Source organism: Aureimonas endophytica, assembly GCF_014642635.1.
GTDB lineage: Bacteria > Pseudomonadota > Alphaproteobacteria > Rhizobiales > Rhizobiaceae > Plantimonas > Plantimonas endophytica.
On the sequence record NZ_BMIQ01000003.1, the window covers coordinates 193,642 to 219,851 of the forward strand.

At 64.1% G+C, this 26,210-nt stretch carries 21 protein-coding genes and 1 pseudogene; 9 read left to right on the plus strand and 13 right to left on the minus strand.

Annotated features, from left to right (window positions below):
• From IEY14_RS11105 to IEY14_RS11125, 5 genes are all read right to left on the minus strand, one after another.
• Positions 1-951, minus strand: a complete 951-nt coding sequence (locus IEY14_RS11105; protein ID WP_188908419.1) for an FAD binding domain-containing protein — start codon at positions 949-951, stop codon at positions 1-3.
• Positions 948-1,598 carry an aldehyde dehydrogenase iron-sulfur subunit PaoA gene (gene paoA / locus IEY14_RS11110; protein ID WP_188908421.1) on the minus strand — a complete coding sequence of 217 codons (651 nt, stop codon included), beginning with the start codon at positions 1,596-1,598 and terminating at the stop codon, positions 948-950. Before paoA ends, IEY14_RS11105 begins: the two co-directional genes overlap by 4 nt.
• Positions 1,599-1,635: 37 nt before the next feature.
• Positions 1,636-2,100, minus strand: coding sequence for a (R)-mandelonitrile lyase (locus IEY14_RS11115; protein WP_188908423.1), 465 nt, complete (start codon positions 2,098-2,100; stop codon positions 1,636-1,638).
• A gap of 38 nt (positions 2,101-2,138) precedes the next feature.
• Positions 2,139-2,915: a carboxymuconolactone decarboxylase family protein gene (locus IEY14_RS11120; protein WP_210318361.1), complete on the minus strand. Its 777-nt coding sequence runs from the start codon at positions 2,913-2,915 to the stop codon at positions 2,139-2,141.
• A 516-nt stretch (positions 2,916-3,431) separates the two neighbouring features.
• Positions 3,432-4,325, minus strand: a complete 894-nt coding sequence (locus IEY14_RS11125) for a LysR family transcriptional regulator (protein ID WP_188908425.1) — start codon at positions 4,323-4,325, stop codon at positions 3,432-3,434.
• Between the two features lie 125 nt (positions 4,326-4,450).
• Here IEY14_RS11125 and IEY14_RS11130 point away from each other — a divergent pair, with 125 nt between their 5' ends.
• From IEY14_RS11130 to IEY14_RS11150, 5 genes are all read left to right on the plus strand, one after another.
• The gene (locus tag IEY14_RS11130) at positions 4,451-5,500 is read left to right on the plus strand and encodes an NAD(P)-dependent alcohol dehydrogenase (RefSeq protein WP_188908426.1); all 1,050 of its coding nucleotides are present in this window, start codon (positions 4,451-4,453) and stop codon (positions 5,498-5,500) included.
• Positions 5,501-5,666: 166 nt separating this feature from the next.
• Positions 5,667-6,656 (plus strand): aldo/keto reductase, encoded by a 990-nt coding sequence (locus IEY14_RS11135; protein ID WP_188908429.1) that lies wholly within the window; start codon positions 5,667-5,669, stop codon positions 6,654-6,656.
• A 91-nt stretch (positions 6,657-6,747) separates the two neighbouring features.
• A complete protein-coding gene (locus IEY14_RS11140) occupies positions 6,748-7,347 on the plus strand; it encodes a flavodoxin (protein ID WP_188908430.1) in 600 nt (199 codons plus the stop codon).
• A 269-nt stretch (positions 7,348-7,616) separates the two neighbouring features.
• Entirely contained in the window at positions 7,617-8,297 is a 681-nt protein-coding gene (locus tag IEY14_RS11145) for a spermidine synthase (protein ID WP_188908432.1), read from the plus strand.
• A 370-nt stretch (positions 8,298-8,667) separates the two neighbouring features.
• Positions 8,668-9,771: an adenylate/guanylate cyclase domain-containing protein gene (locus IEY14_RS11150; RefSeq protein WP_188908433.1), complete on the plus strand. Its 1,104-nt coding sequence runs from the start codon at positions 8,668-8,670 to the stop codon at positions 9,769-9,771.
• Positions 9,772-10,047: 276 nt separating this feature from the next.
• Here IEY14_RS11150 and IEY14_RS11155 read toward each other — a convergent pair whose 3' ends face one another.
• Positions 10,048-12,243, minus strand: coding sequence for a putative bifunctional diguanylate cyclase/phosphodiesterase (locus tag IEY14_RS11155; protein WP_188908435.1), 2,196 nt, complete (start codon positions 12,241-12,243; stop codon positions 10,048-10,050).
• A gap of 738 nt (positions 12,244-12,981) precedes the next feature.
• Between IEY14_RS11155 and IEY14_RS11160 the strand changes: the two genes are divergently transcribed.
• Positions 12,982-15,030: a sensor histidine kinase gene (locus tag IEY14_RS11160; protein WP_188908437.1), complete on the plus strand. Its 2,049-nt coding sequence runs from the start codon at positions 12,982-12,984 to the stop codon at positions 15,028-15,030.
• A gap of 615 nt (positions 15,031-15,645) precedes the next feature.
• On the plus strand, positions 15,646-18,294 hold the full coding sequence (locus tag IEY14_RS11165) for an MHYT domain-containing protein (RefSeq protein WP_373288966.1): 2,649 nt from the start codon (positions 15,646-15,648) through the stop codon (positions 18,292-18,294).
• Between the two features lie 161 nt (positions 18,295-18,455).
• Here IEY14_RS11165 and IEY14_RS11170 read toward each other — a convergent pair whose 3' ends face one another.
• The 5 genes from IEY14_RS11170 to IEY14_RS11190 all read right to left on the minus strand — a co-directional run bounded on the left by IEY14_RS11170 (position 18,456) and on the right by IEY14_RS11190 (position 21,146).
• Positions 18,456-19,007, minus strand: coding sequence for an OB-fold nucleic acid binding domain-containing protein (locus IEY14_RS11170; protein WP_244639443.1), 552 nt, complete (start codon positions 19,005-19,007; stop codon positions 18,456-18,458).
• Between the two features lie 110 nt (positions 19,008-19,117).
• Entirely contained in the window at positions 19,118-19,417 is a 300-nt protein-coding gene (locus tag IEY14_RS11175; protein ID WP_210318363.1) for a hypothetical protein, read from the minus strand.
• A 1-nt stretch (position 19,418) separates the two neighbouring features.
• On the minus strand, positions 19,419-19,616 hold the full coding sequence (locus IEY14_RS11180; RefSeq protein ID WP_188908440.1) for a hypothetical protein: 198 nt from the start codon (positions 19,614-19,616) through the stop codon (positions 19,419-19,421).
• 16 nt (positions 19,617-19,632) lie between these two features.
• On the minus strand, positions 19,633-20,385 hold the full coding sequence (locus tag IEY14_RS11185) for an SDR family NAD(P)-dependent oxidoreductase (protein ID WP_188908441.1): 753 nt from the start codon (positions 20,383-20,385) through the stop codon (positions 19,633-19,635).
• Between the two features lie 11 nt (positions 20,386-20,396).
• On the minus strand, positions 20,397-21,146 hold the full coding sequence (locus tag IEY14_RS11190; protein ID WP_188908442.1) for an SDR family NAD(P)-dependent oxidoreductase: 750 nt from the start codon (positions 21,144-21,146) through the stop codon (positions 20,397-20,399).
• A 135-nt stretch (positions 21,147-21,281) separates the two neighbouring features.
• Between IEY14_RS11190 and IEY14_RS11195 the strand changes: the two genes are divergently transcribed.
• Both IEY14_RS11195 and IEY14_RS11200 read left to right on the plus strand, forming a co-directional pair.
• On the plus strand, positions 21,282-22,181 hold the full coding sequence (locus tag IEY14_RS11195; RefSeq protein ID WP_188908443.1) for a LysR family transcriptional regulator: 900 nt from the start codon (positions 21,282-21,284) through the stop codon (positions 22,179-22,181).
• A 218-nt stretch (positions 22,182-22,399) separates the two neighbouring features.
• Positions 22,400-23,030, plus strand: a pseudogene (locus IEY14_RS11200) (tyrosine-type recombinase/integrase).
• Positions 23,031-23,233: 203 nt separating this feature from the next.
• On the opposite strand, the gene IEY14_RS11205 reads toward IEY14_RS11200, so the two are convergent.
• Positions 23,234-24,616, minus strand: a complete 1,383-nt coding sequence (locus IEY14_RS11205) for an aspartate aminotransferase family protein (protein WP_188908446.1) — start codon at positions 24,614-24,616, stop codon at positions 23,234-23,236.
• A gap of 28 nt (positions 24,617-24,644) precedes the next feature.
• Complete coding sequence (locus IEY14_RS11210) at positions 24,645-26,138, minus strand: NAD-dependent succinate-semialdehyde dehydrogenase (RefSeq protein ID WP_188908448.1); 1,494 nt, start codon at positions 26,136-26,138, stop codon at positions 24,645-24,647.
• Positions 26,139-26,210 lie beyond the last annotated feature (72 nt).

Sequence of the window (26,210 nt, forward strand, 5' to 3'; positions counted from 1 at the left end):
TCAGCTCCTCGCCTCGGTGAGGACCGCGGCGAGCGTGCGCTCGGCCAGCGGGACCTTGAAGGCATTGTGTTCGGTCGGACGGGCGTCGGCGAAGAGGCGTTGGGCTGCGGGACGGGCGCCCTCGCCAAGCGCGGCGTCGGCCTCCGGGACGCGCCATGGCTTGTGCGCGACGCCGCCCACGGCCACCCGGCCCGTCCCGTCCGGCTGCACGACGGCCGCGATCGAGATCAGCGCGAAGGCATAGGACGCGCGGTCGCGGACCTTGCGATAGATGTGCCGGCCGCCGAGCGGGGCCGGCAGCGCCACGGCGGTGATCAGCTCGCCCGGTTCCAAGGCTGTCTCCACATGCGGCGTGTCGCCCGGAAGGCGATGGAAGTCCGCGATCGGAATGGCCCGCGTCGCGCCGTCCGGCTTCACGGTCTCGACGCTGGCATCGAGGACACGCAGCGCGACGTTCATGTCGGACGGGTTGGTCGCGATGCAGGCGTCGCTGACGCCGACGACGCCGAGCTGGCGCGAGTAACCCTCCAAGGCCGAGCAGCCCGAGCCGGGCTGTCGTTTGTTGCAGGCCATGTTGGTGTCGTAGAAGTACGGACAGCGCGTACGTTGGAGAAGATTGCCCGCCGTCGTCGCCCGGTTGCGGAGCTGACCGGAGGCACCGGCAACGACCGCGCGCGTCAGCACGCCGTAGTCGCGCCGCACCCTCTCGTCGGCAGCCATGTCCGTGTTGCGCACCAGCGCGCCGATGCGAAGGCCTCCGTCCGCGGTCGCCTCGATCCGGTCGAGCCCGAGGCCGTTGACGTCGATCAGATGGCGCGGCGTCTCGATCTCCAGCTTCATGAGGTCGAGGAGGTTGGTGCCGCCGGCGATGTACTTCGCGCCCGCCTTTCCGACCGCCGCTGCGGCTGCGGCCTGCGGGCTCGTCGCGCGTTCGTAGGTGAAGGACTTCATGCGGGCCTCCCGGCGACTTCGGCCATGGCGTCGGCGATGTTGGAATAGGCGCCGCAGCGGCACAGATTGCCGCTCATGCGCTCGCGCATCTCCTCGGGCGTCGCCTCCAGCGTTGCGGTCAGGTCGGCGGTCACGTGGCTCGGGATGCCGGCCTTGACCTCCTCGAGCACGGCGACGGCCGAGCAGATCTGCCCCGGCGTGCAGTAGCCGCATTGATAGCCGTCGTGCTTCACGAAGGCGTCCTGCATGGGATGCAGGTCGTCCGGCGTGCCGAGGCCCTCGATCGTCGTGATCTCGCCCCCCTCGTGCATGACCGCGAGCGACAGGCAGGAATTCATCCGCCGTCCGTCGACCATCACGGTGCAAGCACCGCACTGGCCGTGGTCGCAGCCCTTCTTGGTGCCGGACAGCTTCAGGTGCTCGCGCAGCGCGTCCAGCAGCGTCGTGCGCAGGTCGAGCTCCAGCTCGCGCCGTTGACCGTTCACGGTGAAGGAGACCCGGGACACGACGGGTTCGGCAACGTCGCCGACCGCTGTGACCCCATCCTGGGCGAGGGCGGCAGAGTGCAGGACGCCGACCGCAGTCGTGGCGGTGGCACCCACCAACAGGTCACGGCGGTTGAGTTCCAGTATGCTCGGTATCGGCATGGCCTTGGTTCCTTCTCGGGCGTTGTTTGGTCCGGGATCAGCGAGCCGCGTATTCCTTGTCGGTGACTTTCTCCATCCATTCGACGGCAGAGCCATCGACACTCTCCGCGACGGCGACATGGGACATGGCCGAGGACGGTGCCGCTCCGTGCCAATGCTTCACGCCAGGCGGGATCCAGACGACGTCACCGGGCCCGATCTCCTGGACGGGGCCACCTTTCTTCTGAACCAATCCAACGCCCTGCGTGACGATCAATGTCTGGCCGAGCGGATGGGTGTGCCAAGCGGTCCGCGCACCCGGCTGGAAGGTCACCGTGCCCCCGCCGACGCGGGCGGGTTCCTCGGCCTGGAACCGCGTCGCCACGCTCACCTCGCCCGTAAAATAGGACTCGGGGCCGGGCGCAGCCGGGTTCGCGCCGGCCTTCGTGACCTTGATGTCCTGTGCGGCCGCGGACGCGGCGACCATGGCGCCTGCGAAGATGGTGGTTGCCAGGAGCGGCATTCGGAAACCTCTCGTTCGTGAAGGGAGCTTTGGGACGGTCAGGCCGGACGGTCGTCGAAGACGGACTTCACGACGGGGACGGCCGACATCGCGTTCGGCCAGCCCGTGTAGAAGGCTAGGTGGGTCACGACCTCTGACACCTGGTCGCGCGTCAGGCCCGCATCCATTGCCCTTCCGAGATGGAAGGGAAGCTGTCCGGACTTGCCTCCGGCAATCAGGGCCGCGACCGTCACGAGGCTACGGTCGCGGGGAGCGAGTTGGGGACGAAGCCATAGGTCGGCGAAGAGGACCCGGTCTGTGTAGTCGGCGAGCGCGGGCGTCGTCGGACGCACGTTGGCATCGACGGATGCGGCTCGGGCCTGCTCCTGAGCTTGATCGATTGCCAGCGGCGCCGTCGCGTTCGTGAGAAGGGCGTCGGCTGCGATGCCGCGTGCAGCGAACACCTCGCGCGCCACCGTGACGGAGGACATGGCGTTCGGCCAACCCGCGTAGAACGCGAGATGGGTGATGGTCTCGCCGAGTTCTACGGGCGTGACGCCGTTGTCCAGCGCACGACCTAAATGGCCTCGCATCTGGGCGGTGTGGCTGCCCGCCATGAGTGCGGCGACAGTGATGAGGCTGCGGTCGCGAGGCGACAACCCGGGACGTGCCCAAACGTCGGCGAACAGGACCTCGTCCGTGTAGTCCGCCAGCGGCGGTACCGTCTCACGGACGACATCCGGCGCCACCCGGGGGACGGCCTTTCGTTGATCCTGTGCCATGGCGGCGCCTGTGATCGACACCATCGCCAAGGTAGCCGTTACGAGGATATGCATTCTGCCGCTCCGATGCTCCGGCGCCGACGTTGCCGGCGTTTGGATTGAATGGGCACGCCTGTCCGACGAATCCTGTCGCGGGCGCCGTCGGGCACCGGCTTGGAAAAGTTTTCGACTTCCAGAACCTAAGGCTGGGCAGCGGGTCGAATTAGACGTGGTGGGCTGCATGCCGTCATAACGACGACTAATGAATGGGAGGCCGTGACGGTCGAACACTCAAGTAACAAGCCCCGCGCTACCCTTTCACCGGCCCTGGCCCTGCGAACGACCCTGAGCGGCTCCGGGCACACCCAAGACAGGTTGGTGGTCGTGCCCGACCAAATGTTCGCCCGCGCGCCCTACGGGTCCGTGTCCGCCGCCTACCGGATCCGCGGCTTCAAGTGGAACCCCAGCAACCGCATCGGATCGCGGCCAGCCCTCACCCTGTGCCCCTGGAAAGCCCGAGATCACTCTCATCGTGCGGGGGGGCGGATGCCTAGGAATGCCACCTTCTCCGTCCGACGCCAGACGCGAGGATCAGGCTCGATGACGCAGGGCCTCCACAATCAAGGAGAAGCCCGAAGAGGGCTGGCGGCGGCTTGGGTAGTAGAGGTGATATCCAGCGAATGGCGCACACCAGTCGTCGAGGACCTGGACAAGCTTCCCGCTGTCGAGGTGGTCGCGGACCATATCCTCCATGACGAAAGCGAGCCCGTAACCATCCAGGGCGGCAGTCAGCACCTGGTTGCTGGAGTTGAAGGTGAACTGTCCGTCGACGCGAACCCGCATCTCACGTCCATCCCGCTCGAACTCCCAGGCATAGAGGCCACCGTATGTAGGAAGGCGAATGTTGAGGCAGACGTGGTTCGTCAGGTCCTGCGGCGTCGTCGGGGCAGCGCGCCCTGCGAAGTAGGACGGCGCACCGACCACGAGCATGCGAAGGCTCGGGCCGATGCGCACCGCGATCATGTCTTTCGCGACCTGCTCCCCGAGGCGGACGCCGGCATCAAACCGATCTGCCACGATATCCGTCAGCGAATTGTCCGACGAGAACTCGACCCGGATGTCTGGGTATTCGTGAAGCACGGCTGAGAGCTTCGGCCATAGCACGGTCTCGATGGCGTGCTGTCCCGCGGTGATGCGGAAATTCCCTGCGGGCCGGTCACGCAGGTTGCCAAGCGCCGACAGGCCGTCCGAGATAGCGTCGAACGCGGGCCCCAACGTCTCGAGCAAGGCTTCCCCCGCTTCGGTCGGCGACACGCTGCGCGTCGACCGTGTCAGGAGCCGGATGCCGTGCCGCGTCTCCAGGCGACGCATCGCTTGGCTTAAGGCGGATTGCGAGACTCCCAGCTTCGCCGCGGCCCGGGTAAAGTTGCGCTCCGACGCCACCGAGATGAAGGCGAGCAAATCGCCGAGTTCCTCGCGCTGCATCCATTAGCCTCGCTAATCGGTCCATGCATCCAATACCGCCTAATCCAAATAGCTGGATCGGATTATCTTTTCCGTCGAGGCGGCATCACGTCTTCGGGATGCGGCAAGAACCAAGGAATGCAACGATGAAGACCATGGGCTTCGCAGCCATCGACGCCGACAGCCCGCTCGAACCCTTCAGCTTCGAGCGCCGCGAGCCGCGCGAGAACGACGTCGTCATGGAGATCCTCTACTGCGGGGTCTGCCACTCGGACCTGCATTGGGCCCGCAACGATTGGGGCTGGACGACCTACCCGGCCGTCATGGGCCACGAGATCGTCGGGCGGGTGATCGAGGTCGGAAGCGGCGTCACCCGCTACAAGGTCGGCGACCACGTCGCAGTCGGCTGCATGGTCGATTCCTGCCAGCATTGCGACCAGTGCCGCAAGGGCGAGGAACAGCTCTGCCGCGAGGGAAACACGGGCACTTATGGGGGAACCGACCGAGTGACGGGCGAGCCGACCAAGGGCGGCTATACCAAGCACCTCGTGGTCCGTGAGGAGTTCGCGCTCCGGGTACCGGACGGCCTTGACCTCGCGAAGGCGGCTCCACTCCTGTGCGCGGGCATCACCACCTACTCACCGCTCCGGACATGGAACGTCGGGCCCGGCAGCCGCGTCGGCGTGATCGGCCTTGGCGGACTTGGTCACATGGCAGTGAAGCTCGCCTCCGCCATGGGCGCGCACGTGACGGTGCTGAGCCGCACGCCCGACAAGCGCGCGGACGCGCTGGAGTTGGGTGCCGACGCGCTCCTGATCTCGACGGACGAGGCGGCCATGGCGTCCGCCGCGTCGTCGTTCGACCTGATCGTGGACACCGTCCCCGTCAGGCACGACCTCGATCCCTACCTGCCGCTCCTCGACGTGGACGGCACCCTGGTGATCGTTGGCCAGATCGGACCCATGGGAGCGATGAACTCGGTCCCGCTCCTGCTCGGCCGCCGGCGCGTAGCGGGCTCGCCTATCGGCGGCATCCGCCAGACGCAGGAGATGCTCGATTTCTGCGCCAAGAAGGGCGTCGTGCCGGACGTCGAGATGATCCGCATGGACGAGATCAACGAGGCCTACGAGCGGATGGAGCACTCCGACGTGCGCTACCGCTTCGTGATCGACATGGCCTCGTTGGAAGCCGCCTGAAGAATTGAGGGAGTCCTCCCCGGATCGCTCTGCGGACCGGGGGGCTTCCCTCGTCGACTACTGCGCGCGGCACGACGAGCATCGCCAGCCCCGCTTCATCACCGCCGTCGCGTCCCGCCCGATAGGAAGCCCGGATGCGACAGTGGCCCCGAAAAGGAGTAACACCATGGACAAGAGAACACTCAGCAAGAGCGGCCTCGAGGTGTCCGCACTCGGCTTCGGCTGCATGGGACTCGACTTCGGCTATGCGAACAAGGTGACCAAGGACGAGGGCGTCGCCCTGATCCGAAAGGCGGTCGACCGTGGCGTGACGTTCTTCGACACCGCGGAGGTCTACGGCCCCTTCACGAACGAGGAGATGGTCGGCGAGGCGCTCCGCCCCGTCCGCGACCAGGTCGTGATCGCCACTAAGTTCGGTTTCAAGATCCAGGACGGCAAGCAGGCCGGCCTCGACAGCCGCCCCGAGCATATCAAGGAGGTCGCCGACGCTTCGCTGAAGCGGCTCGGCGTCGAGGCGATCGACCTCTTCTACCAGCACCGCGTCGACCCGAACGTTCCGATCGAGGATGTCGCGGGCGCGGTCAAGGATCTGATCGCGGCCGGCAAGGTGAAGCATTTCGGCCTGTCGGAGCCGGGCGCCGCGACTGTTCGCAAGGCGCACGCGGTCCAGCCGGTGACGACCTTGCAGAACGAGTACTCGCTCTGGACGCGCGGCGTCGAGACCAACGGCATCCTCGAGACCTGCGAGGAGCTCGGCATCGGCCTCGTGCCTTACAGCCCACTCGGCAAGGGATTTCTCACGGGCGCCATGAGCAAGGACACCAAGCTCGGAGAGGGCGACTTCCGCAGCATGCTTCCCCGCTTCACGCCGGAGGCCATGGAGAAGAACCAGGCGCTGGTCGACCTCCTGAAGCGGATCGCCGACGGCAAGGGCGCAACGCCCGCGCAGGTCGCGCTCGCGTGGCTCCTCGCGCAGAAATCATGGATCGTGCCGATCCCGGGAACGACCAAGCTCCATCGCCTGGAGGAGAACCTCGGCGCCGTTAACGTCGAGCTGACGACCGCGGACCTCGCTGAGATCGAGACGGCCGCCTCCGCCATCCAGGTCGAGGGCGAGCGGTATCCCGCCCACCTCCTGGCAACGACCGGTCGCTGAGCGAAGCGGCGGGGGCGCAGCGTTGCGCTCCCGCTCAGGGTTTCCATGCCAGCAGGCCGCGGACGGGATCCATGCGAAGTGGAGGCACTCCATGAAACCGACCACGACGCTTTCACGCCGCCAGGCCCTGAAGGGCACCTTGGGACTGTCCCTGGCTGCGAGAGAGGTAGCCAGCGTCATAGAGGCGCGGGCGGCGACCTCGACGGCCGGGCCGTCGACGCTGGTCGCGTACTTCAGCCGCACCGGGAACACCCGCTTGATCGCGACCCAGATCGCGCGGGCCTGCGGGGCGCGGCTCTTCCGCATCGAGCCGAGGGAGGCTTACCCGGAGGACTACGAAGAGCAGGTGGAGCAAGCGGAGGACGAGCGGCGACGTGGCCTCCTGCCGCCGTTACAGGCGAGCGTGTCCGACTTCGATGCCTTCGACACCGTTTACCTCGGCATCCCCATCTGGGGGACGACGGCCCTGTCGGTGGTCCGGTCGTTCCTGCGAACCCACGACATCTCGGGCAAGACGCTGGTGCCGTTCATCACGCACGGGGGCTATGGCCTCGGCAACAGCTTGGCCGTCGTCGCCGAGCATGTCCCGGGCGCCCGCCTTCTCGACGCGTTCTCCAAGCAGTGCGATCAGGAGTTTCAGACGCTGCGGGAGGTGACCGAATGGCTGCAAGCCGCGGGGACAGGACGGTAGCGGTTGCGACAGAACAATCGTCTGCTTCTTGGGCGTTTTGCTCCGAAGCTGACAGTCGCCTTTCCACCCTGTCGAGCCCCTCGTCGCAGAAGAAGCGGACGCCCGGAAGCGGTCCGCCCGCTCTCGACCCCTTCGAGTCGTTTGAGTCTCTCAGGATGCTCCGAGTATAGCGGACGTTTCCTTGTCCCTTAAGCGAGCCTGCTGATGACCCCTCCTCCCCACCTCGCCGGAGCTGAGTGCCGAGGCGCCCTCGCCAAGAGGGGCGGCCGTTGATTCCTTGGGTGCCGCTTGGAACCGCACCCGTTCCGGGCGGCGGCGAACTGCGTCTCATGCGGCGCGGCTCGGAATATTCCATCATGATCGGCGGGACCGAGCTGATGAACAGCCGCCTCAGCGGCTCGGAGGAGGCCCTCGCCACGCTGGCGGCAGAGCGGATCGGCCCGCGTACAGCCGCGCGTGTCCTGATCGGCGGTCTCGGCATGGGCTTCACGCTACGTGCCGCGCTGGCGAGCCTCCCGCCGAAGGCCAGCATCACCGTCGCCGAACTCGTGCCGGGCGTCGTGGAATGGGCGAAGGGGCCGATGGCCGATCTCTTCGGCGAAGCGCTGTCTGATCCCCGTGTCGCCGTTGCCGTGGACGATGTGGCGGAGATGATCGGCCGGGCACGCGGTGCCTACGATGCCATTCTCCTCGACGTCGACAACGGGCCAGGCGGCCTGACGCGGAGCGGCAATGATCGGCTTTATGGGCCGGCCGGCCTTGCCGTCTCCCTGCGGGCGCTGACGCCGGGCGGCATTCTTGGCGTCTGGTCGCAAGGGCCGGACCCGGCCTTCACCCTGCGCCTCGGCCGCGCCGGCTTCCAAGTGGAGGAGTTGCGTGTGAAGGCCGGACGCGGGCGCGGGACAAAGCATGTGCTCTGGTTCGCCACGAAGGCAGCCCGTCAGACTTGAGCATCATTCCCGCAGATTCTCTTACCGGGCGGTTCAAAGACCGAGGGCACCTCAACAGCCGAGCCCTTCGAAGCATGAGGATCGGACGTCCGGAAAGCGGCCGATCCGCTTTTGATCTTCTCCGCCGCTGCCTGGTTTGTCTCGCTTGGGCCGATAGCGGAAGGTCCGCTTAGGCGACAGGAGGCCAATAAGCTGCCGCTCCGCAAACGGCCCTTTGCGGCGCACCGAATTCAGACCGTCAACGACATGGTGCTGGCAGACGGCATGCAAAGGTCTTGCAGCAATGCCGCCGCCGTTATGACCGACTGGGCTGTCGCGGTGTTGCCGTTATCGAGTTTGTATCCTCGCGCCGGGTCGACAAGGGGAAGATATGTCAAACCGCAATCCGACCTTCTGGATCGCGATGATCGCTGTCAGCGCCTCGTTCGGTGTGCTCTACGAGATGCTGCTGGACGAGGACGGCTTGTCGGGGGTCGGAATCATCTATGGTACATGTATCGGCGGGTTGGCGATCACCTATGAGCGCGGTGCCTTCCTAGCCGAATACCGGGCCCATTTGCGCCGCCTGCCGACCCTTGCCTATTTCGCCACGGCGGAAGCCAGCCTGCTCGCCGTGGTGGTCTGCGGCATGATGCTCGCCGGCGCGCTGGCATGGGCGCTGGGCCTTTCGAACAAGGAACTGCTCGAAGCCGTCGTTCCCAGGCCTGTCCCGTTGCTCTACTCGATGGCGGTGTCCGCGCTGCTCGTCTTCGTGCTGCGCATCCGTGACCTGATCGGGGCCGAGACCTTCCTCAACCTTCTACTCGGACGCTATCATCGCCCGGTCAGCGAAGAACGCGCCTTCCTGTTTCTCGATCTCGTCGGATCGACGACCTACGCAGAGAAGCACGGAGACCTCGCAGCACAAGAGTTTCTGAAGGCGGTCTTCGCAGCGATCGCGGAGCCGGTTCGCCGGCATCGCGGTCAAGTCGACGACTATGTCGGCGATCAGATCATCATCTCCTGGCCGCTCGCTCGCGCCGTCGAAGGGGCGCGGTGCGTCACTTGCATCTTCGCGGTTCGCGAAACTCTACGATTGGATCGCGAGTGGTGGATGTCGCGTTTCGGACTTGTTCCTGAACTGCGGGCTGCACTGCACGGCGGCAGCGTGGTGACTGCGGAAGTTGGTGTCGACCGGCACAAGATTGCCTACTTTGGCGATGTCATGAACGTCACCGCGAGATTGGAAGGGCTCTGCCGCGAGACGGCGCGGCCAGTGCTCGTTTCGGACGCCATCTTGGATCGCATCCTGCCTCTCCCCGAAGGCATCCTGTCGGAAGCGCTCGGCCGCTATCATCTGCGTGGCCGGAACGGGACGATGCTTGTGCATGCACTTGCGGAATTGCGTCCACCTGCGATTGAAGCGAAAGGTGATTCACTCCTGCGACCTATGGGCGAGTTCACAAAAGCCAGCCGGGAAGCACGTATCGGCTGAAATCGGCTCGCGCTATGGAGGTTCGGGCATCGGCGGATCGCTGTGTGTCAGTTTCTTCTGTTTTATCCGAAAGCTGTACGACCGCTCCCTCGCCCTGAGGGAAACCCAAATAGAACCAGTGGGATGGAGGGCGGTCTGGCAGCTATCGGCAGCAAGACGTTAGAGAGCGGACTTTGTGTTGTCGGTCGCAACGGGATCGAAAGCATTCGATCACGAAGGGTTGGCTACCGCAAACCGGTTCGACTGATTCGTCCGACCCGTGCTCGTTTTCTTGTCTCACGCGACGGATTGCCGCACCATGTCGGCGAGGAACCGCTTCTCGAAGGCTGCCGTGGTCATCGGCCGCCCGAACAGGTAGCCCTGGCCGTGCGCGCAGGCGTTGCCGAGCATGAACGTGGCTTGTTCAGACGTCTCAATGCCTTCAGCGATGACGGCGAGATCGAGGTCGGCGGCCAGTTTCGTGATTGCGCTGACTATGGCCTGATCCTTTCGATTGTCCCCAATATTGGAGACGAAGGACCGGTCGATCTTCAGCCGAGTGACAGGGTATTCCTTCAGCATCGTCAACGACGCGTAGCCCGTGCCGAAATCGTCAAAGGCGATCCCAACGCCCATGCCACGCAGCTCGGTCAGCTGCGCGATAATGCTTCGCGCGTTGCTGAGGATGATGTTCTCCGTGACCTCGAGCTCCAACGCTTCTGCCGGCAGATCGAAGTCGCTCAGTGCCCTTTGAACGATCGCGGCGAGGTCGTTGCCACGGAACTGGGCGGCGAAGAGGTTGACGCCAATGCGGAAATCGCTGTGACCAGCTTGGCGCCAGCGGGACGCCTGCTCGCACGCCGTGCGCAAAATCCACTCCCCGACCAAACCGGCAAGGGGACTGGTCTCAAGGATTGGCAGGAACGCGCCCGGCATGATAACGCCGACGTAGGGATAGTTCCAGCGGATCAGGGCTTCGGCGCCCGTCAGCCTCCCGTCGGAGAGACGCACCTGTGGCTGGTAGTATAGCTCGAATGCTCGCCCGTCCCACGCCTCACGAAGCTGCTGGCTCGTGTCGCCCCTCGTCAGCGCCTTCGATCGCAGTTCTGGGGTGAACAAATGCGTGCATCCTCGGCCCTCCGCCTTCGCGCGGTAAAGCGCGAGGTCCGCGTTGCCGAGCAGCTGTTCCGCGCTCCATGCTTTCGCCGCCTGTACGGCGATGCCGACGCTGGCGCCGACATGGATGAGATCGTTGTCGATTTCGATCGGCAAACTTACCGTCTCGATCATCTTTTCGCCGAGGGCGCTGGCCGCAATCGGATCGGCAGTGCCAGAGAGGAACACGACGAACTCATCGCCTCCCAGTCGGGCAAGCGTATGTTCGATCTCAACGGTGTTCCGCAAGCGTTCGGCGACAACTTGGAGTACGCGGTCGCCAACGACATGACCGAGCGTGTCGTTGATCTCCTTAAAGCCGTCGAGATCGAGAAAGACCACCGAGGCGGGTTCGTTCTTGGCGCAGGTCTCGCTCAGTCGTGCGAACAGGGTGATGCGGTTGGTCAAGCCAGTCAGGTGGTCGAACTCGGCCGCTCGCTTCAGCTTCGTTTCGTTCTCCCGGCGTCCGGTTACGTCGCGAATGATCGCACCGAACTGCGGTGCGCCATTCTCATGCCAGCGAGACAGCGACAATTCGATCGGGAACTCCGAGCCATCCTTGCGAGAGGCGGCGAGATCGACCGTGGTGCCGAGAAGACGTGGGGCCTCGCCTCGGGCAACGCGTGCTAAGCCCGCTGTGTGCGCGGACCGCATCGCCGGGGGCACGATCAGGGCGAGCGACTGGCCGATCGCTTCGCTGGCGGAGTAGCCGAACATACGCTGGGCGGCAGCGTTCCATGAGGTGATGCGGTTGTCATGGTCGGCGGTTACGATCGCGTCGGGTGAGGCGGCCGCAATGTTCGCCGATCGTTCGACGCCATCGGCGGCCACTTGCTCCAGACGACGCAACTCCATGCGGTCCATGGCGAGAGCAGCAAGGTTCTGGAGCGTGCGCCGGTCCTTTGCTGAGAAGTTCAGGCGCGGCTTCGTGTCGATGATGCAAAGCGAGCCAAGGCGATGTCCTGACGGCGCCATGAGCGGTGCGCCGGCATAAAAGCGGATGAAGGGCTCACCGGTAACGAGAGGGTTGTCCCGAAAGAGGATATCAAGAGCCGCATCGGGCACGACAAACACGTCGTCGCCGAGGATCGCATGGGCGCAAAACGAAGCGTCGCGTCCGGTCGAGGCTGCGGCTAGGCCGCTCCGCGCCTTAAAGACCTGCCGATCGCTTGTCACCAAAGATACGAGCGCGATCGGAACGTCAAAGATTGCGCCTGCCGTCTCGACGATGCGATCGAACTCCTTTTCGGGTGGCGTATCAACAATTTTGAAGGAATTGAGCGCCGCGAGGCGTTCGGCTTCGTCGTCAACAACGGTAGCGGAAACGCTAGGCGGCATGGAAATCGTTGGGTCCTTAGGTCAACGCATAGTAGCCACGCAACGTGTGACGATTGTCTTACGGCACGCTGTCAATCGATGTGGCCAAAGGCTGAATTGCCAAACTGGCAAGCAGCGTCGTGAACGAAGGTTGAAGGCCGATCCCAAGTCGCAAGAGGGTCAACACGACGGAGCCGGCACGCTCTACGCCGTCGACCTCTCCGAAGAATGTCCGCTTTCGGCTATGAGGCTGCTGCGTGTGTATGGCGTGGAAGGGCGCAAAGCGGACTACGTGAAAGCGGTGATCGAATAACCGCTTTTCAACCGGTCGAGCCAATCACTGCCGCAGGAGCGGAAGCCTGGACGCGGTCCCTCCGCTTCTGCTCGCTTGTTCGGGCGGCGATGCCGGCTCTGGAGTGTGCTGCGGAAGTGTCGGCAGGTTCGACATGACATTCTCCATGTTTGGTATGGAGACGTCAGCGATCGGGCGAGCGCCTGTTCCCGCAACGACCGGTCTTAGGCTTCATAGCGCAGCACATCGATATTGGTGTGATGGGCTGCTGTCCACGTGGCATATAGGCGAAGCGACGATGCTCCATCCTATCGGAGATCGTTATGCGCGAGGCGCCAAGATGGCGGATGGCGCTGGCTAAAATGTTCGCCGATCTGGCCTACCCAGCTCGGCATTGTCTCCGTTCCGTCTCTACCCTTATGAATTACTAGCGGGAGCATGTTCGGGGCGGGGGGAATTTGTCAGACTTGAAAGCGGATAGCCCGAGAACGCTTGCGCGCTCTTGGCTTTCCTCCCTGCGTGCGCGCCTTGTCCTTTTGACGCTCGCCTTGCTTGTTCCAGCTCTGATAGCAGCCGGGTCTGCCGTCTACGCGGGCTACCTCAACGATCGGACGGGCGTCGAGAAGCACCTGCAGGAGACATCCCGTGCGCTTTCCCTCGTTGTAGATCGGCAGTTCGGACAGGCAGAAGCGTTGCTCTGGGCTTTGTCCACGTCTTCGCAGCTGCGAGTGAAAGATTATCTCGCGTTCGACGCGCGAGCACGAGCGGCCATTCGTATCCCGGGGACCTGGGTCGTCGTGGAAGACGAGCGAGGCCAAGTCGTCAATACCCTGCTACCGCCAGGAAACGCTCTGCCTGTCCTCAGCAGCCGCGATCATTGGAAGGGCGCGGCCGAAGGCACCGTCAGGATCAGCAATCTCTTCACCGGTCTCGTTGCTAAACGCCCGGCGGTCGGCGTTGATACCCTAATCACGACCGCCGACGGATCACGGCTCTTCGTCTCCGTGGTTACGCGAGCTGACACAATGAGCCAGATCCTGATCGATCAGAGCCTTCCGCAAGATTGGATCGGTGCGATCCTTGATCGCAACGGGACAGTGGTGGCCCGGAACAAGGATTCCGATCGCTTTGTTGGCCATCCGGCAACCCCGGAGAACGTTAGGAGAGTTCAAGCAGGCGTCAGTCAGGGCGTTTGGGAGGGGATTTCTCTGGACGGCGTTCCGACAGTGGTCGCCTTGTCCCGGTCTCCCAGCTCTGGCTGGTCGACGATCGTTGCGGTACCGCAGGCGGAGATCACGGGGCCCGCCGGACGGACAGCTCTCTACCTTGCGGCAACGGGTGCAATGCTCCTCGCCAGTGGTACTTTGATCGCCTGGCGTGTCGGACGGAGCATCGCTGCGCCCATCGAGAGACTTGCGCTGGATGCCGAAGCGCTCGGCCGCGGCGCCCCGCTGGTCGCGAGACGAAGCGGGGTAGCGGAGGTCGACAGGGTGGCCGGGACCTTGTCTTCTGCTTCCGCGGAGCTTCGCAAGCGCGAGGCAGCTCTGCGTGCCAGCGAGGAGCGCCTTCGAGCAACGCAGGAGAATGCGCCGGTCGCCATTGCCGAGATCGGAAGTGATGGCCGGTTTCTTTCAGTCAACGAAGCGCGATGCCGTTTGACGGGACATACGAAGGACGAGCTGATCGGGCAGCATTTCGCCCATGTCACGACCGAGGGCAGCCTGGATGAGGACCTTGCGCTCTTTGCAAAGCATGTCTCCGGCGAACTCGACGCGTACACAACGGAGAGCGAGTTCAAGCTGAAGGACGGTCGCCGCGGCTGGGCTCGGGTGACCAGTACCGCCATTAGAAACGATCACGGGACGTTTCGCTATGCGGTGAGAGTCGTCGAGGACATTACGGAACGTCGTGCCGCCGAAAGGCGGCAGAAGCTGATGATCAACGAGTTGAACCACAGGGTGAAGAACACGCTTGCCGTGGTCCAATCGATCGCGGCGCAATCGTTCAAAGGCGAACTTGATCCAAAAATGGCGCTTCGGGCTTTCCAGGGACGTCTGCTGGCCCTCTCCGAAGCCCATAACCTGCTGACCCTGGAGAACTGGGAAGCGGCTCCGCTGGAGCGGATCGTCGAGAACGCGCTTCGGCCGTTCGCGGGCGGCAATCGCTTTGAAACCGAAGGGCCAATGGTTCGGGTCGGGCCAAAGGCTGCCGTCGCCCTTGCGCTCGCGTTTCACGAATTGTGCACGAACGCCAGCAAGTACGGCGCCCTCTCCACCGAGGAAGGCCGCGTGCGTATCGCTTGGTTTCTTGAAGGCGAACTCCGAGATGTCCTTCACCTTCGGTGGGAGGAAATTGGCGGCCCGGAAGTGCAAGCTCCCACGCGCTCCGGCTTCGGCTCGCGACTTATCGGGCGCAAGCTTGCGGCTGAATTCGAGGGTGCCGTCGAACTCCGTTTCCCCGTCTCGGGTGCCGTTTGCGAGATCACAGCGCCGCTCGCCATCATCGAGAGCCGCTGAAGCGGCTCGATGCGTGGGGCGACGGGGGTCGAGCGACGCGTTCGCCGATCGCCTCGCGTTCTCATCGCGTCCATTTGGGGGCGACGGTCAAGGCCCCGCCGCCGGCGATGGCCTGAAGGAGTTCTTCTTATGTAACGGCGCGCTCGGCAGATTGCTGCCGCGCTCGACCGCAACCCATGATGGAGTCCAAAAGCTCGTCGCGCTGGACGCGTTAGCGTAAGACGACGTCGCCGAACTCAGCCCGCATCTGTTCCACCGAGCGCACCGCCTGGCCATCGAGAATAGCGCCGGCGAGATGCGCGAGAGCGCACTTCTCATCAATCCTTACGACCGACGTCGGATCCAACGCAAAGTGAGCGGCGCCCCTTCCGCCGTTTTATTATCTGATGCTGCCCCGCAGCCGGACGGACGCGCTACCGCCGGCAGCGAGCACACCAGGTCGTCCATGGTGCAAGACTGAAAGCTGGCAACCCGATCGAGCAAGATGCCTATCTGCCCTTCTCAGCTTCATCGTCGTAAGCCACTCAAGGGCTGCTTTGCCGCATCTGGGCGTTCCGCACTCTCTGCTCGGCAATCCGCGCCTACATTCGGCGTTCAGTGAGCCTCGCATAGGGTGTGGGCTCGGCTTTTCGCTGCGGTCCCATGGTCCATACCGGCTACAATCCGGCACTTGTCCTCCTATCAATTGCGATTGCTGTCTTTGCGTCCTATGCCGCGCTGGATCTTGGCGCCAGGGTCAGGCGAGCGACCGAGGGTCCGCGTTGGTCTTGGATTGCAGGGGCAGCAATTGCCATGGGCGGTGGCATTTGGGCGATGCATTTCGTCGGCATGCTCGCTTTCGAGATGGGCCTGCCAGCGGCATACGATCTTAAAATTACGCTGCTTTCGCTCGTCATCGCAGTTGGCGTGACGGCCGGCGCCTTCGCGTGGGTCGCCGCGAAAGGGACGGGCATAGGTTCGCTGCTCGTTGCCGGCCCGCTGATGGGTGTCGGCGTTGCGGCAATGCATTACACCGGAATGGCGGCGATGAGGGTAGCGGGCAACTTTGCTTACGACCCGGCGATCGTCGCAGTGTCGGTCGCGATTGCGGTGACCGCCGCAACCGCGGCTTTATGGTTGGCCTTCCGCCAAAACAACGTTTGGCAGAAGCTACTCGCCGCCTGCGTCATGGGGTTGGCGGTTGCCGGCATGCATTATACAGGCATGGCGGCAGCAACTTTCACAGCCCAAGCGGCAGGTGCTCAACCGGCGCATGCCACTGTCCTCGGCGCCAATCAAGCGAACCTTGCTCTCTCCGTGGCGGGTGTGACTTTCGTCATTCTCTTTCTGGCGATGATGGCTGGCTCACTGGACCAGCGACGGACGCAACGCCGCCTGCATGTTAGCGAGGCTCGCTTTCGTTCCGCAGTGCAGGCCGTCCGCGGTGTGATGTGGACGGCAGATGTAAACGGGAACTTCATCGAGGAGCAGCCGGGCTGGGAGGCAATCACCGGTCAGGCCTTCGACGAGTATCGCGGTGACGGTTGGCTGGCAGCCGCTCATCCGGACGATCGTTCGATCATCGAGAAAGGCTGGGCGGAGGCGGTACGGACGGGCACTCCCTACATCGCTGACCAACGCCTGCGCTCGTCCGACGGCATATGGCGGCACTATCATGTGCAGACGATTCCGGTACGCGATCCGAATGGTACCATCCGCGAATGGGTGGGAGTCCACGAGGACGTCACAGAGCGACACGCCTATGAGACCGCGCTGCGCGAAGCCCGCGACGATGCTGAGGAGGCGAGTCAGGCGAAGAGCCAGTTTCTCGCCAACATGAGCCATGAACTGCGAACGCCGCTGTCGGCCATCATCGGTTATGCCGAACTGCTGCTGGAAGAAGTCGAGGACGGGGCTGCCGCCGAGGATCTGACGGTCGACATCAAGAAAATCGAGGGCAATGCACGGCATCTTCTCGGACTGATCAATGACGTCCTCGACCTATCGAAGGTTGAGAGCGGGAAAATGGATGTCTATGCCGAGACCTTCGACGTTGCGAATGTCGTCGAGGACGTCGTGGCAACGGCAAAGACCCTGGCGGAAAAGAAGGGAAACCGGCTCGTCCTCGAAATCGCGGCTGACGCCGGGTCGATGAACACGGACATCACCAAGCTGCGCCAGATCCTCCTAAATCTTCTCAGCAACGCCGCCAAGTTCACCCAGGATGGCAAGATCACGCTGACGATGACGCGGCAGGGGGAGATGGCGCTTTTTCGCGTCTCGGACACCGGCATCGGCATGTCGCCGGAACAGCTCGAACGCCTGTTCCAACGCTTTAGTCAGGCCGATGCCTCGACCACCCGACGCTTTGGCGGCACCGGGCTCGGATTGGCCCTGACGAAAGCCTTCAGCGCCATGCTCGGTGGCGAGGTCACGGTAGAAAGCCGGCAGAACGAAGGAAGCACCTTCACCTTGCGGCTGCCGGTGGTCTACGCCGAGCCGGCCTCCGCTCCGGCGGAGGTGCCCTCCATCGCCGCGCAGCCACCCGCCGACATGGAGGTCGAGCCCGGTAAGGCTGTCCTTGTCGTCGACGACGACCCGGCGCAGCGCGAACTCATGACCCGTTTTCTCGCTCGCGAGGGCTTCGCCACGCTGACGGCAGGCGACGGCGAAACGGGTCTGGCGATGGCGAAGGAGATGCGCCCCCGGGCCATTCTCCTCGACGTGATGATGCCAGGGATGGACGGATGGACCGTCCTGTCGCGCTTGAAGGCGGACCCGGATCTGGCCGCTATTCCGGTGGTCATGGTAACGCTCGTCAACGAACGCTCGCTGGCTTCCTCACTCGGTGCTGTCGACTATGTCCCGAAACCTGTCCGCTGGGAGGAATTCCGGCAGGTGATGGACCGCTTCCGCGACGAGGCTGGTGATGTTCTCGTCGTCGACGACGACCAGGATGCGCGGGATCGCGTGCGGCACGCGCTGGAACGGGACGGCTGGACGGTCGCGGAAGCAGGTAATGGACAGGAAGCGCTCGATAAGGTCGCCATCGCGCCGCCGCGCGTGATCCTCCTCGACCTCACCATGCCGGTGATGGACGGGTTTACGTTCCTGCATTCCTTACGCGAACGCCCCGGCGGACGGGACATTCCGGTGATCGTCCTATCCGCGAGAGCGTTGACGCCGCAGGATCGGCAGAAGCTCCAAAGTGCGGTGAAGGTCATTGCGAAGGGAGCCGTCAGCCTGCGGGACGTGGCGGTAGATGTAAGAAACGCGGTCAACTGAATTGCATTCCAGGCACGCGGGTGTACGCGCCCCATCAGAGGGCACGTTCTGCAAGCCTGTTAGGCACAATGGTCGGCTTGCGAAAATGGATTTGAACGTCGGAGTGGTCGTGAGCCGTCAGACTATGCTGCCGACCCGGGTCGGCTAGGACACGGAGCGGTTTATCGAAAGTCTCGCGTTTTCACGCGGATCTCGTCCACGACGTGGCCGTATGGGTCCGACATCGTCTCGGCGGGCGGCATCCTTGGCGGCGCCATTCCGGTTGAGATCGTTGCATCGACAACGCCTTCAGCCTTTCCGCGTCGCGCCACGCTTGCGAACTCCTTCGACAGGTCCGTCAGGGCATGGGCGATGAGATGCACGACCTCCCCTTCCCGCTGGATCCGCCCTTTGACGCCCATCATGCCGGCGCCGAGCACTGTCCGGCGGTTGGCCTCGAACACCTTCGTCCAGACGACGAGGTTCGCAACGCCCGTCTCGTCCTCGATCGTGATGAACATGACACCCTTCGCCGAGCCGGGGCGCTGCCGGACGAGAACGACGCCGGCGACTTCGACCCAGCGCTTGTCGCGCGATGCCATGGCCTCGGCGCAGGTGATATGACGACGTCTGACAAGTTCGGCTCGTAGAAACGATACCGGAAGCCTGGCGTCAGTGTCGTCGAGGAGTTCCTCCAGGAGAAACGAGCTGAAGCTGCGCGTGAGAACGAGCACATCACATCTCCGAGCGAAGCGTCGGACACGTGACAGCTTGTGATCGATCCCCCGGCCATTCTGGCCTATGCGGTTGCCGAAAAAGGCGCGACGAAGATCGAGAGATGGATTTAGCATGGAGCTGCGGTTTCCGCACTGACCGTCCAGGAGACGATCTCAAAGCTCTGCCAGACTGGAATGAGCTTGGAAGAGGCGGAGAAACTGGTTCGCGCCCTCAGATTAGAAGTCCATGCTCTCGATTTCGGTCTCGCGGTGCGCGCGGGGGCATGTTCGATGTCACCAAGCCTTTCGGCTTGAGCCACGATGATCGTGCGTGCTTGGCGCTGGGCCAGAAGCTCGAACTGGCGGTCGTCACGGCTGAGAAAGCGTCGTCCAAGGTCGCGCGCGATGTCGGCCTGCATATCGAACAATTCAGACAAACTTATCCATGGCCGACAGGCGCCATGGATCGGGTTTGCTGGAGAGCCAGCTTCCGATCGTGTCGTCGATAAAGCGACCGTCACCAATCCGATCAATCCCACCAGCGGATTTGCAACCGAGTTGAGTGGATTCCTGCGGGTCCGCCTTTGGCAGTTGCGATACAGAAGCGGACATCGCCGTATGCTGCATGGTGCGAAATTAAACGTCAGCAGTAGAACCCGCCCGAAGCCACCATGCGATCGCCAGTGATCCACGCGGCGTCGTCGGACGCAAGGAACGCGACCGCCCGGGCGATGTCCGCGGGTTGCCCAAGCCGTCCGAGCGGCGTCCGGCCAACCATGTCGCCTTCAAACGGGCTGCCGATGAAGCCCGCGCTCTCGATGCCCTCGGTGTGGGTACCTCCAGGCGCAAGCGTGTTGACGCGGATGCGGCGGGACCCGAGCTCAGCGGCGAACGCCCGCGTCAAGCAGTCGAGCGCACCCTTCGTGGCCGAGTAGACCGCCATGCCCCGGACCGCGCGCACGCTATCGATCGAGCCGATGTTGATGACGCTGTTGCCCGCTGGCCCGAAGTGCAGGGCTGCCTCTTGGATCGTTTGGATGACGCCAAGCACGTTGATGTCGAAGTGCCGGTGGAACTCGTCCGGTGTAATGCCGCCGAGCGGCGTCGGACCATAGACGGCCGCGTTGTTTACGAGAATGTCGAGCGAGCGGTATGCGGACATTGCCTGAGCGAACAGGCGCTTCACATCCTCGCCGTTCGCAACGCTTGCCTGCACGGCGATCGCCTCGCCGCCATCGGGCGTGATCGCCGCCACGACGTCGTCGGCACCCTCGCGGCTGGAAGCGTAGTTCACGACCACGCGGGCTCCCCGCGCTGCCAGTCCTTTGGCGATTGCAGCACCGATCCCCTTTGAGGCCCCGGTCACGACGACCGTCTTGCCTTCCAGGTTCTTCATGGCGTTCCCCCTCATAGCTGTGTCATGCCGCCATCGACGACGAGGTCCGTTCCCGTCGAGAAGCTGCTTTCGCCGGATGCCAGGAAGAGCGCCGCGGCCGCGAGTTCCTCAGGACGGCCGATGCGGCCGAGCGGCACGTGCGAGGCTGCCTGCCTGCGGAATTCCGCTGCTGCTTCCGGTGATCCGACCTGTCGCTCGATGATGGGCGTGTCGACCGGACCGGGGCTCAGGGTGTTCACGCGAATGCCCCGTGCCACGAGTTCGGCCGCCGCGGTGCGCACGAGCGACCGGACCGCCGCCTTGGTGGCGTTATAGACGCTGTGACCGGCCATGCCCTTGGTGGAAAGGCATGACGACACGAGGACGATCGATCCGCCATCACGCATGAGCGGCAGCGCCTTCTGCAACGTGAAGTACGTGCCCTTCACGTTGATGTCGAACATGCGGTCGAAATGCTCTTCCGAGGCGGTCTCGAACGGGCTGGATGCAATCACGCCGGCGTTGGCAACCACGACGTCGAGCCGTCCCTCCGCCTGCCGAACGGTCTCGAATAAGTGGTCGAGGCTGCCGAGGTCGGCGACGTCGCCCTGAACGACCTTTGCCTTCTCGCCGAGCTGCGTGCCCGCCGCTTCGAGTTCGGCATGTCGGCGCCCGGTGATGTAGACCGTCGCTCCTTCCGCAAGGAAGCGTTCGGCGATCGCAAAGCCGATGCCGCTGGCGCCCCCCGTCACGATGGCGACCTTGCTGTCGAGCTTGCCCATGGAATTCCCGTTCGTTTGTCCCGTTGGGGAGCGCTGTGCGATACTGCACGCCAGACGCCCACACGCCTGCTTTGCGGGAAGTTTGGTCGCGGGAAAACTGGCGAAGAACGCACATTGCTCGTGAGAAAACGCACCATGGATCATTGGGACGAGCTTCGCATGTTCCTGGCCGTCGCCGAGGGTGGCACCGTCCGAGCGGCCGCCGACGCGCTCGGCGTCAACCACGCCACGATCATCCGCGGCATCGGCCGCCTGGAGGAACGGCTCGAGACCAAGCTTTTCGATAAGCCGTCGACTGGATACAGACTGACGGATGCGGGTGCCGATGTTGTCGATCTGGCCCGGCAGATGTCGAAGGCGTCGTCACAGTTGGAGGCCAGAATCTTCGGGCGGGACCAGAGCGTGTCCGGCCCCCTGCGGCTGACGCTTCCTGTCTCGTTTGCGACCGATCTGCTGATGCCGACGCTGGCGACGTTCCGCGCAGCCTATCCCGACATCGCTCTGGAAATCATCGGCTCAGGTGCGGTCGCGAATCTCGGCAACCGAGAGGCGGACATCGCCTTACGCGTCGTCGTCGGCGACAAGTCCCCGCCCGACAACCTCTATGGCACGCGGCTCGGCGCGTTCCACACAGGCTACTACGTCCATCGTAGTCTGTTGGAGGACGGTGCACCCGCAGCCGCATGGCTGCTGGGAGCTGACGAGATGGCGCCTTCGGGTTGGCAACCGGGAGCAGGGCTTCAGATGGCGGCGACACCGATCCGCTTCGCGGAGATGCGATCGCAGTTCGAAGCGGCTCGTGCCGGCATGGGGATCACGCATCTGCCGTGCTTCCTCGGCGATGCCGATCCGGATCTCATCCGCGTGCCAGGAGTCCCGATCGCCCACGTCGGCGACATCTGGCTCCTGACCCACGCCGACACGCGGCAGACGAAGCGCGTGCGTCTCCTGTGCGACCATATTCGCGGCGTGATGCGCGGCCTTGCCGGAAAGCTGGCGGGCCAGAGTGAAAAAGGCGACGTCGAGATCGCTTGAAGGTCGCCGAGAGGCTAGCGGCTGTCCTGAAGGTCAGCTTTCGAACCGCAGAATTTTGACGCGGAACAGCTTGGTTAGGTCGACAACGGAAGGTCCGCTTTCGGCCTTCCTTCTCCATAGCGGACGGACCGCTATCGGCCCGGCTTTCAATCTCACCTCACGCATCGTTCGCTCAGTCGCACAGTCCCATCGGCCATGTCGGCGCTGGGAGAACGACGATGGGACGTTCGACATTTGATCCGGCAACGAGGACGGGAAGAGCCTGGAACGCAGGGCGCGTCTTCGGCGAGAAGCGAGCGTCGAAGCCAGAACATGTCTGTGCGATACGCGTCTGGCTCGACCATGAAGGGCGCCTGCGCGACAGAGCGTTGTTTGATTTCGCCATCAACAGCACGCTGCGTGGCTGTGACGTCGTGAAGGTGAAGATCGGCGACCTTGTTTCGGGTGGACGCATTCGAGCATGTACCATCGTGGTGCAGCGTAGGACGAAGCGACCCGTGCAGTTCGAGCTTTTGGAGGCAGCACGTTCAAGCCTACTTGCTTGGTCGAGAGACGTAACGGAACGATCGATGATTATGCTTTCCCAAGCCGCATCGATCACTCAACCCATCTCAGCACGCGGCAGTATGCCCGCCTCGTCAATGAGTGGGTGACGGCAATCGGTCTGCGGAAGGAGGACACGGCACGCATTCGCCGTGCCGGACGAAAGCTTCCATCATCTAGAAGGCAACTAGCAACCTTCGGACTGTCCAGATCCTGCTTAGCCACACCAAGATCGAAAGCACGGTGCGCTATCTCGGTGTCGATGTCGAAGATGCGCTGACGCTCTCTGAGGACATCGAGGTTTAATGCTCGCCTCGGGCACAGAACGTCAATCCAGAGCGGCCGCGTGCGGGCTACAGCGGCGGCCGTCCTGACAACCGGACGCATGGAAACCTGACGGTCTCCTCGTGAGCGACTGCCCGAGAAAGCAAACCTTCCTCTGGCGCTGGAGATCCGCATTTTAAGATGCGGATCTCCAGCGCAGCGTTAACGGATGTCTTGGGCAGCTCTCAGGAAATCTCTGCCATTACGGCTGCAACGGCCTCCGCGGTCTTCTGGACGATGGTGTCGGCTTCCTTCCGAGTGAGGCAGAAGGGGGGTGCGAAGCCGAGTATGTCGCCTTCGGGCATAGCACGGGCAATGACGCCCCGCTCCAGAAGCGCGGCGGAGATGCGGGGACCGATCTTTACGGACGGTTCGAAGAAGCGCCGGTCGTCTCGGTCGGCGACGAACTCCACTGCGGCCAGCAATCCTTCGCCCCGCACTTCGCCGACGTAGCGATGATGGCCGAGCGCAGCTTCAAGGCTCGAGCGGAAATGGGCGCCGACCTCGCGCACATTGCCCAGCAGATCCAGTTCGTCGATGAGGTCGAGGTTGGCGACCCCGGCGGCGGCACAAAGCGGATGGGCTGAATATGTCCAGCCGTGGCCGATAGGACCGAGTTCGTCGGATCCCCGAACGAGGATGTTCCAGAGCTTTTCCGAGACGATGGTCCCGGAGAGCGGCGCATAGGCCGAGGTCAGACCTTTGGCGATGGTGATGAGGTCCGGCTTCATGCCGTAATGGTCGGAGCCAAACATCGTGCCAAGCCGCCCGAAGCCCGTGACGACCTCGTCAGCGATTAGCATCACGTCGTAGCGAGCGAGAACGGTCTCAATCTTGTCCCAGTAGCCGGCCGGTGGAGGCACGATGCCGCCCGTGCCGAGCACCGGCTCGCCGATCATAGCCGCTACCGTCTCGGGACCCTCCGCAAGGATCATTTCCTCCAGCTTGTCGGCACAGAACTGGGAGAACTGTTCCTCGCTCATGGAGCGGTCAGGGCGGCGGAAATAGTAGGGCGCTTCAGTATGCAAGATCGGGGCACGCGGGAGGTCGAAGGCGTTGTGAAACAGCTTCAGGCCCGTGAGCGAGCCGGTCATCACACCCGAGCCGTGATAGCCGCGCCAGCGCGAGATGATTTTCTTCTTCTCCGGTCGCCCGAGAATGTTGTTGGCGTACCAGACGAGCTTGATGTTGGTCTCGTTGGCGTCCGAACCGGAGAGGCCAAAGTAGACGCGGCTCATGCCCGCCGGCGCTCGGTCGACGATCATCTTCGCAAGCCGGATCGAAGGCTCCGAGCCGTGCCCAACATAGGCGTGGTAGTAGGGGAGCTTCCGGGCCTGCTCGGCGATCGCTTCCGCAATCTCCTTGCGTCCGTAACCGACATTGACGCAGTAGAGGCCGGCGAAAGCGTCGAGGCTTTCCCGCCCGTTGCGATCGACGATCGTGCAGCCTTCGGCGCTCGTGATGACGCGGGTCGGCGTTTCGCCCCTCGCATGCATGCCCATATGCGTCGAAGGATGGAAGAAGTGGTCGCGGTCGAAAGCGGTCAGGTCGTTGGAATGGTCGAGCATCGCGGCTCTCCTTGGAAGGTGAATGGGGTCAGCCGCGGTCTAGGCAGACGTACTGAATGTCGGTGAAGGCTTCTAGGCCATGGCGCGAGCCCTCGCGCCCGAGGCCTGACTGCTTGGTGCCGCCGAACGGGATCGGGGCGCCAGTGATCTTCACGCGATTCACGGCGACCATGCCGTAGTCGAGAGCGGCGCTCATGCGTGACGCGCGGGCGCCGTCCCGCGTGATGAGATAGGCGACGAGGCCGTATTCGGTATCGTTGGCGCGGGCGAGGACCTCCACTTCCGCGTCGAACGGCGCGAGCGCCGCCACCGGCCCGAAGGTCTCCTCGTGCATGATCGCGGCATCCGGCGGCACGTCAGCTAGAACCGTCGGCTGGAAGAAGAGCGGACCGGCCGGATGGCGCCTGCCGCCGCACAGGAGGCGCGCGCCCTTGGCCAGCGCGTCGGCAACGTGCGCTTCGCATTTGGCGACCGCCCGCTCGTGCATCAGGGGTCCGATCTGGGCTCCCTCGTGAAGCCCCGATGCCACGGCGAGGGCCTTCGTTCGCTCGGTGAAGGCGATGGCGAATGCATCGTATACCGGACGCTCGATGAAGATGCGGTTGGCGGCGAGGCAGTCCTGGCCGGACGTTGCGAACTTCGCATCGACGGCGATCTCCACGGCGCGGTCGATCTCGGCATCGGCGAAGACGATCAGGGGCGCGTGGCCGCCGAGTTCCATCACCAGCCGCTTGACCGTCGGCGCGCACTGCGCCGCTATCAGTCGGCCGACCTCGGTCGATCCGGTGAAGCTGAGGGCGCGCACGCGCGCGTCCTCGCACAGCCGCCCGACGATCGTGGCAGCATTGCCGGTCACCACGTTGAAGACACCCGGGGCGAAGCCCGCGCGGCTGGCGAGTTCGGCGAGCGCCAGCGCCGACAGCGGCGTATGCGCAGAGGGGTGGGCGACCACTGTGCAACCAGCGGCCAGCGCGGCGGCCGCTTTTCGCGTCAGCATCGCGGACGGGAAGTTCCAGGGCGTGACGAGGCCTGCGACGCCGACCGGGCGGCGCGTGAGCCGCAAGTCGGCGCCCGGCAGATGCGAGGCGACGCCCTCGACGCCGACGCGCTTCGCTTCTTCCGCGTAGAAGGCGACGAAGGACGCGGCGTAGTCGATCTCGCTCCGTGCCTCGGCGAGCGGCTTGCCCTGTTCGAGGGTCATCAGCAGCGCGAGGTCCTCCCGCATGGCGATGATAGCCTCGTTCCAGCGCATCAAGACGGTCGAGCGTTGCTGCGGCAGGAGGCCGGCCCAGGCCGGAAAAGCGGCGTGTGCAGCGTTGATGGCCCGAGTGGTCTCGTCAGCTCCGAGCAAAGCGACATGGGCGACGGTCGTCCCGTCCGCCGGATCGGTGACCGCGAAGCGTTCGCCCGCCTTGCTCGGCATCCAGCCCCCACCGACGAAGGCATCTTGCCGCAGGAGGCGAGGGTCGGCAAGGCGCTCGAGAGTCTCGTGCAAGCGGCTGCGGGCCGGGTGTGCGTTCATCGGGACCTCCCTCGGGTGCGCCCCGAAGTTAGCCCCGAGACGCCGGAGGATCAGTCCGAAACGGACAGGACG

What these genes read in the sequence shown, in the direction of transcription:
- IEY14_RS11105 (WP_188908419.1), bottom strand. Translation starts at nt 951, where the DNA reads ATGAAGTCCTTCACCTACGAACGCGCGACGAGCCCGCAGGCCGCAGCC.
- paoA (WP_188908421.1), bottom strand. Translation starts at nt 1,598, where the DNA reads ATGCCGATACCGAGCATACTGGAACTCAACCGCCGTGACCTGTTGGTG.
- IEY14_RS11115 (WP_188908423.1), bottom strand. Translation starts at nt 2,100, where the DNA reads ATGCCGCTCCTGGCAACCACCATCTTCGCAGGCGCCATGGTCGCCGCG.
- IEY14_RS11120 (WP_210318361.1), bottom strand. Translation starts at nt 2,915, where the DNA reads ATGCATATCCTCGTAACGGCTACCTTGGCGATGGTGTCGATCACAGGC.
- IEY14_RS11125 (WP_188908425.1), bottom strand. Translation starts at nt 4,325, where the DNA reads ATGCAGCGCGAGGAACTCGGCGATTTGCTCGCCTTCATCTCGGTGGCG.
- IEY14_RS11130 (WP_188908426.1), top strand. Translation starts at nt 4,451, where the DNA reads ATGAAGACCATGGGCTTCGCAGCCATCGACGCCGACAGCCCGCTCGAA.
- IEY14_RS11135 (WP_188908429.1), top strand. Translation starts at nt 5,667, where the DNA reads ATGGACAAGAGAACACTCAGCAAGAGCGGCCTCGAGGTGTCCGCACTC.
- IEY14_RS11140 (WP_188908430.1), top strand. Translation starts at nt 6,748, where the DNA reads ATGAAACCGACCACGACGCTTTCACGCCGCCAGGCCCTGAAGGGCACC.
- IEY14_RS11150 (WP_188908433.1), top strand. Translation starts at nt 8,668, where the DNA reads ATGTCAAACCGCAATCCGACCTTCTGGATCGCGATGATCGCTGTCAGC.
- IEY14_RS11155 (WP_188908435.1), bottom strand. Translation starts at nt 12,243, where the DNA reads ATGCCGCCTAGCGTTTCCGCTACCGTTGTTGACGACGAAGCCGAACGC.
- IEY14_RS11180 (WP_188908440.1), bottom strand. Translation starts at nt 19,616, where the DNA reads ATGCAGCATACGGCGATGTCCGCTTCTGTATCGCAACTGCCAAAGGCG.
- IEY14_RS11185 (WP_188908441.1), bottom strand. Translation starts at nt 20,385, where the DNA reads ATGAAGAACCTGGAAGGCAAGACGGTCGTCGTGACCGGGGCCTCAAAG.
- IEY14_RS11190 (WP_188908442.1), bottom strand. Translation starts at nt 21,146, where the DNA reads ATGGGCAAGCTCGACAGCAAGGTCGCCATCGTGACGGGGGGCGCCAGC.
- IEY14_RS11195 (WP_188908443.1), top strand. Translation starts at nt 21,282, where the DNA reads ATGGATCATTGGGACGAGCTTCGCATGTTCCTGGCCGTCGCCGAGGGT.
- IEY14_RS11205 (WP_188908446.1), bottom strand. Translation starts at nt 24,616, where the DNA reads ATGCTCGACCATTCCAACGACCTGACCGCTTTCGACCGCGACCACTTC.
- IEY14_RS11210 (WP_188908448.1), bottom strand. Translation starts at nt 26,138, where the DNA reads ATGAACGCACACCCGGCCCGCAGCCGCTTGCACGAGACTCTCGAGCGC.